General features: G+C 44.5%; 6 protein-coding genes and 1 pseudogene. 6 read left to right on the forward strand and 1 reads right to left on the reverse strand.

Annotation, left to right across the window (positions count from 1 at the left end):
* Positions 1 to 287 precede the first annotated feature (287 nt).
* The 5 genes from AAE02nite_RS23975 (at position 288) to leuD (ending at position 6,157) form a co-directional block, all read left to right on the forward strand.
* Positions 288 to 1,214: a homoserine kinase gene (locus tag AAE02nite_RS23975; protein ID WP_146904548.1), complete on the forward strand. Its 927-nt coding sequence runs from the start codon at positions 288 to 290 to the stop codon at positions 1,212 to 1,214.
* Between the two features lie 261 nt (positions 1,215 to 1,475).
* A complete protein-coding gene (gene thrC, locus AAE02nite_RS23980; protein WP_146904551.1) occupies positions 1,476 to 2,807 on the forward strand; it encodes a threonine synthase in 1,332 nt (443 codons plus the stop codon).
* A 114-nt stretch (positions 2,808 to 2,921) separates the two neighbouring features.
* On the forward strand, positions 2,922 to 4,106 hold the full coding sequence (locus AAE02nite_RS23985; RefSeq protein WP_146904554.1) for a 2-isopropylmalate synthase: 1,185 nt from the start codon (positions 2,922 to 2,924) through the stop codon (positions 4,104 to 4,106).
* A gap of 2 nt (positions 4,107 to 4,108) precedes the next feature.
* Entirely contained in the window at positions 4,109 to 5,524 is a 1,416-nt protein-coding gene (gene leuC, locus AAE02nite_RS23990; RefSeq protein WP_146904557.1) for a 3-isopropylmalate dehydratase large subunit, read from the forward strand.
* Positions 5,525 to 5,530: 6 nt separating this feature from the next.
* Positions 5,531 to 6,157, forward strand: a complete 627-nt coding sequence (gene leuD / locus AAE02nite_RS23995; RefSeq protein WP_146904561.1) for a 3-isopropylmalate dehydratase small subunit — start codon at positions 5,531 to 5,533, stop codon at positions 6,155 to 6,157.
* A 167-nt stretch (positions 6,158 to 6,324) separates the two neighbouring features.
* Here leuD and AAE02nite_RS27105 read toward each other — a convergent pair.
* Positions 6,325 to 6,727, reverse strand: a pseudogene (locus AAE02nite_RS27105) (transposase).
* 384 nt (positions 6,728 to 7,111) lie between these two features.
* Here AAE02nite_RS27105 and AAE02nite_RS24005 point away from each other — a divergent pair.
* Positions 7,112 to 9,274, forward strand: coding sequence for a TonB-dependent receptor (locus AAE02nite_RS24005; protein ID WP_146904564.1), 2,163 nt, complete (start codon positions 7,112 to 7,114; stop codon positions 9,272 to 9,274).
* Positions 9,275 to 9,347: the final 73 nt, after the last annotated feature.

Raw genomic sequence — 9,347 nt, forward strand, 5'->3', positions numbered from 1 at the left:
GGATATTGCGATTTTCAAATTTGCTGGCGCGAGGCTATGCCTCGTGTCTACTATTTATAAGGCCGCTGGCCTATAGTAATACTTAAATACTATTATCCGGAGGGCAGAAGAAAATAGACGCAAGCGGGACCCTTGCGTTAGCAAGGGTTATTAAAAGTTTAGGCTGGAAAGTGCCACAGCCGAAAAGAGTAATGTTCCCCATCTAAGTTTAGGAGGGATAAAAGGGTGATTATTTTCGCCCCGAGTAATAATTTATAACCAGGGCCAGGAGCCTTTGGCTTACATGAATGAAAGAGAGTATCAGAGTATTTTCGCCGGCAACGGTGGCCAATGTGGCTTGTGGTTTTGATGTATTGGGTTTTGCTCTGGAAAGTCCGGGTGACGAGATTGAAGTGCGCCGCCGGGACGAGCCAGGGTTTACCGTGATTAATAAAACCGCAGATACCGTTTTCCCGGGCGATGTAAATAAAAATACAGCTGTAGTTTCCCTGAAAGCTTATTTAGAGCATTTGGGTTCGGAAGATGGTTTTGAGATTACGTTTCATTCCAAAATTAAACCCGGTAGCGGTATTGGCTCTAGTTCGGCGAGTGCGGCAGCCAGTGTGTTTGCCGTGAACGAATTATTAGGCCGGCCGCTGGCTCAAACCGATTTGGTGCAGTTTGCCATGCAGGGCGAAAAAGCCGCCGCTGGTGTAGCCCACGCCGACAACGTAGCGCCGGCACTTCTGGGCGGTTTTGTGCTGGTGCGCAGCTACGACCCGCTCGATTTAATTCAGATTCCTTACCCGGAAGAATTGTATTGCACCATTATTCATCCGCAGATAGAAGTAAAAACCGAAGATGCCCGCAAAATATTAAGGAAAGGCATAACCCTGAAAGATGCGGTAACCCAGTGGGGCAATATTGCCGGCTTAATTGCCGGCCTCATGAAAGGCGATTACCCGCTGATTGGCCGTTCGTTGAAAGATGTAATTATTGAGCCCATCCGCTCCATGTTAATACCGGGTTTCGATGAAGTAAAGGAAGCTGCTTTGGCCAACGGAGCCTTGGGTGCCAGTATTTCGGGTTCTGGTCCGTCAATGTTTGCATTGAGTAGTTCCCTGGAAACGGCGCAGCAAGTAGCCCAGGCCATGACCAAAACTTTCAGCCAGTTTGAAATTGAGAACCACAGCTACGTAAGTAAAATTAACAAGCAAGGTCCGAAAATATTGTAGTCAGAACTGTGATAGTCTGAACTATGATTTAGATGATTAATCAGATTGACTGTGATTTATTTTGAAATAGAAATAAGAAAGAAAATAAAAAGTAACAATACATCCGTTTGATTATTCTTCAATGATTTATAGCTTAAGCTTTAACAACACAGGTCATTCGCCTAAATAGATGAATTAACAATAAATCAAAGTCAGTCTGGTTAATCATTTAAATCATAGTTCAGACTATCACAGTTCTGACCAACAACTAACAACCAAATTATGTCTTTCTATAGCACCAATAAACAAACCCCGGTAGTTACCTTAAAAGAAGCCGTGGTAAAAGGCCTGGCCGATGATAACGGTTTGTTCATGCCGACGCATATTCCGCAATTACCAGCCTCTTTTTTCGAAAATATTCAGAAGCTGACCTTGCCTGAAATTGCGCTGGAAGTATCTACAGCTTTGCTGAAGGATGAAATTAGCCGGGAAGATTTGCACACGATTGTAGAAGACAGCCTGAATTTTGATATTCCGGTGGTACCGGTACACGATAATATTTACTCCTTGGAATTATTCCACGGCCCTACTTCGGCTTTTAAAGATGTAGGAGCCCGGTTTATGGCGCGTTTGCTGGCGCACTTTACCCAGGATAGCCAGAAGCAAATTACCGTTTTGGTAGCTACCTCCGGCGATACCGGTAGCGCCGTAGCCAATGGCTTTTTAGGCGTACCCGGCATTAACGTGGTTATTCTTTACCCAAGCGGCAAGGTGAGCAATATTCAGGAAAAACAGCTTACCACCCTGGGCCAGAATATTACCGCCTTAGAAATAGATGGCACGTTTGACGATTGCCAATATTTGGTAAAAAAGGCCTTCCTCGACAAAGACCTGAACCAGAAAATGCAGTTAACTTCGGCTAACTCCATTAATATTGCCCGGCTTATTCCGCAATCGTTTTACTATCATTATGCTTATGCGCAGGTAAAAGACAAAGGAAAAGAAGTGGTGTTTGCTACCCCGAGTGGCAACTACGGCAACATTACGGGTGGTTTACTGGCTAAACGCATGGGCTTGCAGGTGCATAAATTTATTGCCGCCACTAACGCCAACGATATTGTGCCGGAATATTTGCACACCGGTTTCTTTATCCCGCGGCCATCGGAGCATACCATTTCCAACGCCATGGATGTGGGCAACCCCAGCAACTTTGCCCGCCTGATGGATATGTACGATAACTCACTGGAGAAAATTCGGGAAGAAATAATTGGTTACAGCTTTACCGACGAGGAAACCCGCCAACTGATGCAGGAAGTCCATCAGCAATACGATTACGTACTGGACCCGCACGGTGCTATTGGCTACGGCGCCTTGAAGAAATATTTCGAAGAACAAAATCGAACAACGGACAACGAACAACGAACAACGAAACAGATTGGTATTTTTCTGGAAACGGCGCACCCCGCTAAATTTATTGATGTGGTAGAAGATACCATTAATCAAAAAATAGAAATACCCTTTAATTTACAGGGCTACCTGGAGAAAAAGAAAGAATCTATCCGGATGACAACGGATTACGAAGCATTAAAAGATTTCCTGATTTCGCAGGCCTAAGCCGCAGTTTTAGCAAAAAACCTAAATTTCTGTTCAGAATTTCTGCTGAACTTAGTAACTTGTAAAAATATATTACCAATAACCATTATTTTTTAATTATAAAGATCAATTCTCATGAACGACAAGGTCTATATCTTCGACACCACGCTGCGCGACGGCGAACAGGTTCCCGGTTGTCAGCTTAACACCCGCGAAAAAATTGAGGTGGCTCTGGCCCTGGAAGAACTAGGCGTTGATATAATTGAGGCTGGCTTCCCTATTTCCAGCCCCGGCGACTTTGCTTCAATCGTTGAAATTTCGAAAGCGGTTTCAGAACCGGTTATTTGTGCCTTAACCCGCGCTAAGAAAGAAGATATAGATGTGGCCGTAGAGTCGTTGAAATTTGCCAAGCGCAAGCGTATTCATACCGGCATTGGTGCTTCTGATATGCATATTAAGCATAAATTTAATTCTACCCGCGAAGATGTACTCGAACGCGGTGTTTGGGCCGTGCAATACGCCAAGCAATTTGTAGAAGACATAGAATTTTACGCCGAAGATGCTGGTCGGGCCGATTTGCCTTTCTTGGCCCAGATGGTGGAAGCGGTTATTGCCGCTGGCGCTACCGTGGTAAATATTCCGGATACCACCGGCTATACTTTGCCCTGGGACTATGGCCAGAAAATAAAATACCTCCGCGAAAACGTAAAAAATATAGATAAAGCCATCATCTCGGTGCATTGCCACAACGATTTAGGTTTGGCTACCGCTAACTCTATTGCAGGCGTTATGAACGGTGCCCGCCAGATTGAGTGTACCATTAACGGTATTGGCGAACGGGCTGGTAATACCTCTTTGGAAGAAGTGGTGATGATTATGAAGAGTCACAAAGAGCTGGATTTAAATACCGGTATCAACTCCAAACGCATTTACCCCGTCAGCCGCTTAGTTTCAAGGTTGATGAGGATGCGTGTGCAGCCAAATAAAGCCATAGTAGGCGACAATGCCTTTGCGCACTCTTCTGGTATTCACCAAGACGGCTTCCTGAAACACCGCGAAACGTACGAGGTAATCGATCCGCACGATGTGGGCGTAGATAACTCTAAAATTGTATTAACCGCCCGCAGCGGCCGCGCCGCTTTAAAGCACCGGATGGAAAACCTGGGCTACTTTATCTCAAAAGAAGAGCTCGATGAAATTTATAAAGATTACTTAGTGTTAGCAGATGAGGTAAAAGTTGTAAATGACGACCACCTGGGCGTACTTTACCAAAAAATTGAGACGAAGAAAGAGAAGGCAGGTATTAAAGCTAATATTTAGTAATGACATCGGATAAGAAAACATTATTTCAGAAAATCTGGGATGCGCACGTCGTAACCAGCATCGAAGAAGGACCCGATGTATTGTACATCGATAAGCATTTAATTCACGAAGTTACCAGTCCGCAGGCTTTTGCCGGACTGGAAAAAAGAGGTATTGGGGTATTCCGGCCGCAAAACGTTTTGGCCACCGCCGACCACAACGTACCCACCAAAGATCAGCATTTACCCATTGCCGAGCCGCTATCGCGCTTTCAGGTAGATAAATTAACCGAAAACTGTAAAAAATTCGGTATTGAACTCTATGGTTTGGGCCATCCGTTCCAGGGTATTGTCCACGTAATCGGGCCGGAACTAGGCGTAACCTTGCCCGGCATGACCATCGTGTGCGGCGACAGCCACACCTCTACGCACGGCGCTTTTGGTACCATTGCTTTTGGTATTGGCACCTCCGAAGTTGAGCAGGTTATGGCTACGCAATGCCTCATGCAAAGCAAGCCTAAAACCATGCGCATTAATATTGAAGGAGAGCTGGCTAACGGCGTGCTTTCAAAAGATATCATCCTGTACATCATTTCTAAAATATCGATGGGCGGTGCTACCGGTTATTTTGTGGAATATGCCGGTTCGGCTATCCGCAGCCTGAGCATGGAAGCCCGTATGACCATCTGTAACATGAGCATTGAGATGGGAGCCCGTGGTGGTTTAATTGCCCCCGACGATATTACTTTCGACTATATTAAAGGCCGCGAGTTTGCGCCTAAAGGCGAGAAATTTGAAGAAGCCGTGGCTTACTGGCGTACGCTCTTCACCGACGAAGGCGCTACTTTTGATGTAGAATATACCTACGATGCCGCCGATATTACGCCGATGATTACTTACGGCACCAACCCCGGCATGGGCATTAAAATAACCGAACATATTCCTACGGTTGCAGATTTAAAAGAAGAAAGCGGCAAAGCTTCTTTCGAAAAATCATTGGCGTATATGGGCTTTAACGCCGGCGACACTTTAATAGACAAACCGGTTAATTACGTGTTTATTGGTTCCTGCACCAACTCCCGCATCGAAGATTTACGCCTGGTAGCTGATTTTGTAAAAGGCAAACACAAAGCCCCTAACGTAAACGCCATGATTGTACCGGGCTCGAAGCAGGTAGAAAACCAGGCCAAAGCCGAAGGCTTAGATGTAATATTAAAAGAAGCCGGCTTTGAACTGCGCGAACCAGGTTGCTCGGCTTGCTTGGGCATGAACGAAGACAAAGTACCCAAAGGCGAATATTGCGTTTCTACCTCCAACCGGAATTTTGAAGGCCGTCAGGGCCCTGGTGCTCGCACCATGCTGGTAAGTCCGCTTACGGCCGCCGCTACTGCTATTACGGGTAAAATAACCGATGTTCGTGAATTGTTAAACGCTTAGTACGCCATGGAAAAATTTGTAAAGATAACCTCAACGGCTGTTCCGTTACCCATAGAAGATATTGATACCGACCAGATTATTCCGGCGCGTTTCCTGAAAGCTACCACCCGCGATGGCTTCGGCGATAACCTGTTCCGCGACTGGCGTTACGATAACCAAAATAATCCGAAATCAGATTTCATTCTGAACAACCCTAATTTTAGCGGGCAAGTATTAGTAGCCGGCAAAAATTTTGGTTGCGGTTCTAGCCGCGAGCACGCCGCCTGGGCCATTGCGGATTACGGTTTTAAAGTTGTTATTTCCAGCTTCTTCGCCGATATTTTTAAAGGCAACGCCCTGAACAACGGCTTGCTGCCGGTACAAGTAACGGAATCATTCTTAGCCACCGTGTTCGAGCATATATTTGCTGATAAAAACACGCAATTAGAAGTAGATTTAGAAGCCCAAACCGTAACCATTGCGGGTACCGGTATTTCGGAAAAGTTTGATATTAACCAATACAAGAAAACCTGCTTAATCAACGGCTACGATGATATTGATTATTTGCTGAACCTGCGGGAGAAAATTGAAGCTTACGAAAAAACAAGTAAATACCTGAATTTAGTAAGTCAAGACCAGGAAGTAGAAGCTTAAGTTTTAAGAATTTTTATAAATAGAAAAGCCAGTTCGTTTGAGCTGGCTTTTTTGTTTTCACTAGCTAAAGCTAGTGGCCATTCATTTGTCCAGAAAATACTGTTTATCTACTCGTCCCTGAATTGCCTCCATCTTTAGATGGAGGAACCAGATTATTTTAAAAGGCTTTAGCCCAACTTTTCAAAACCATAGATCCGCCTAAAGTCTTCCTGCTCCTCTGCATAGGTTTTAAACTGATGATGCCTCTCTTGATTTTTAATGTAGCACCTTATCCACCATAGACTCACTCACCGATACCGCAAAATATTCTTCCTGCTATTCAAATTTACCCGCACATAAGTTATTTTTGTTTATCCAGAACGAAGATTCTCCTTTTATTTGCTGCATTATTGTAGCTATGTTCTGACTTATCCCTAAAGAAATTAGGCAATGTACGTGGTCAATATGGCCATTAATAAAATCAATATAGATACCCTTTTCTTTGGCGTTCTCCTGAATTTGCCGGAACACTTTTTGCCGGATTTCTCTGGTTAAGAAAGGCTCCCGGTTTTTATACCAGTTAGTATGAATGACCTTCTATAGCTGAAAGTATAAATCATTTCCTCCACACCCGTCATTCCGGAGGAATCTTCTGCATAGAAAGCATAACAGGCAAATACCAGACTTGGTTTATTACCTGTTTACCCAATTTATGCAGAAGATTCTTAACAGAATGACAAGTAAGAAAAGCAGGTTGTTATGCTGTTATGGAACAGTATATTTACTATTTGGTATTAGTAGACCACACCAAATGAATCCAGATTTTAAGGAAAGGCATAAGTTCTGATTATTTTAATTTTAGAATTCCTTATAAAGTCAATCAATATTATTGAGTCCATTATAAAAATGCCATCATAAACAACCTGCGGGAATTTAGATTTCTATCCAGTTTTCTATTTATCCGTAAAATTACTTATGCGGAAATTATACTTAAGCTTGCTGCTCTGGCTGGTTTGCCTGGCGGCTAACGGGCAAAATTCCCTTACCTGGATAGTACGCGATAGCAGCAACAACGAACCATTACCGGGCGTTACGGTTTTACTCGAAAATACCACCAATGGTACAACCACCGATGCGCGGGGCCGGGCCACTCTCCAGAATATTCCGGCGGGAGAACAAACCATTATTTTCAGTTTCCTGAGCTACGGTAAAAAACAGGCTACTTACAACTTTCCGCTGGCAAATCCGGCCAAGCCCATTACCATTTTACTGGTCCCCACCCACGCTGCCCTGGACGAGGTGCTGATTAGTTCTACCCGTACCAATGCCCGCATCGAAGACTTACCTATTCGGGTAGAGGTGCTGGGCCAGGAGGAGATGAACGAAGAGAGTTTAATTGTACCGGGCAATATCACGAGTTTACTCGGCGACTTGGCCATTATTACCGTGCAGCGGGCCAATCCGGTTAATGGCAACGATGTAATCCGGATGCAGGGTTTAGACGCGCGCTATACCCAAATATTACGCGATGGTTTACCCTTATACGGCGGCTTTTCGGGGAGTTTAGGTGTGCTCTCTATTCCGCCTTTAGATTTAAAACAGGTCGAAATTATCAAAGGATCGGCCTCTACGCTTTACGGGGGCGGCGCTATTGGAGGCTTGATTAATTTTATCTCTAAAACGCCCGCCGATTCGGCCCAAACTTTGGTGTTATTAAATGCTACCACCCTGCGGGAGTATAACCTCAATGCGTATGCCTCGCGCAAATGGAACAAAGTGGGTTTTACCTTATTTGCCGGCGCCAATCACAAACAAGCCAACGATGTTAACCGCGATGGCTTTGCCGAAGTGCCCTACGATGACAACATGACTATCCACCCTCGTTTATTCTTTTACCTTAAACCGGGCACCGATTTAAATATTGGCTACACCGGCACCTATAACTACCGCCAGGGCGGCGATATTCAGGCTATTCAAAAGCGGGCTACCTCCGACCATCCCTATCTTCAAACCGAGAAGGTTTTCCGGAATATGGCGGAGTTGCAATTTCGTCATCAGCTAAACGAACAGAACAGCCTTACGGTAAAATCGGCGGGTAATATTTTTAACCGGCATTTAAAATTACCGGGTTTTGATTTTGAAGGCACCCAGTATAATTCTTACACCGAAATAAATAACCTCTGGCAAACCAAAAAGCAAAGCTTAATTACCGGGCTTAATTTAACTACCGAAACCTTCCGGAAAAATACCGGCCCAGCGGTTGCCTTTACCGATTACCAAAACCTGATACCGGGCGTATTTGTGCAGCACGATTGGCAGCTAACGCCTACTTTCTCTTTAGAAACCGGCTTGCGGTACGACCACCACAACCGGTTTGGTAATTTTGTATTGCCGCGCATCTCGTTTTTTTACAAGCCCGTGAATACCCTGGCGGCGCGACTGGCTTTTGGCACCGGTTACAAGGCTCCTTCGCTCTTCGACTTTACCGATCCTTCTCTTTACCTGATTGATTTTTCCCGGAATATTAAACCTGAGAAATCTAAAGGCATAAATGCTGATATTAATTACAAACTCTTGCTGTTTAATACCATTAACGTTAATATTAATCAGGCTTTTTATTACACGTATATTAACCAGGTTAATATTTTAACGACCAACAGTGCCGGCCTGCAAACCCTGATAAACGGCGATTATAAAGTTAACAGCGTGGGTACCGATACCTACGTACGCCTGCAATACGATGAGGTTGAGCTTTACCTGGGCTACAACCATACCGCTGCCTACCAGCAATATACCCGGCAACGCGTAAACATGCCTTTTAATCCCCGCGACAAGTTCTCGACTACGTTGGCTTACGAGGTAGAAGAAAGCTGGCGCTTAGGGGTAGAAGCCAGTTACAGCGCCAACCAATATTTATTTAATAACCAGAAAGTAAAAAATTACCTTTTTACGGCAGCCGTAATCCAGAAGAACTTTGGCCGGAATAGCCTGGTTTTAAACTGCGAAAATATCTTTGATGTGCGCCAATCTAAATTTGAACCCTTGGTAGAAGGCACCGTTACCAACCCTATCTTTAAGCCGCTTTACATGCCGGTAGAAGGTCGGGCTATAAATATATCTCTTAAGCTTTCGATCTAAGGTAGGTTTAGGCTGGCAGGTGGTAAATCAACTTTAATTATTGTTCTCCATTCTCCTTTTACCAGCTATGTAA

This window comes from Adhaeribacter aerolatus, assembly GCF_007991635.1.
GTDB classification, from domain to species: domain Bacteria; phylum Bacteroidota; class Bacteroidia; order Cytophagales; family Hymenobacteraceae; genus Adhaeribacter; species Adhaeribacter aerolatus.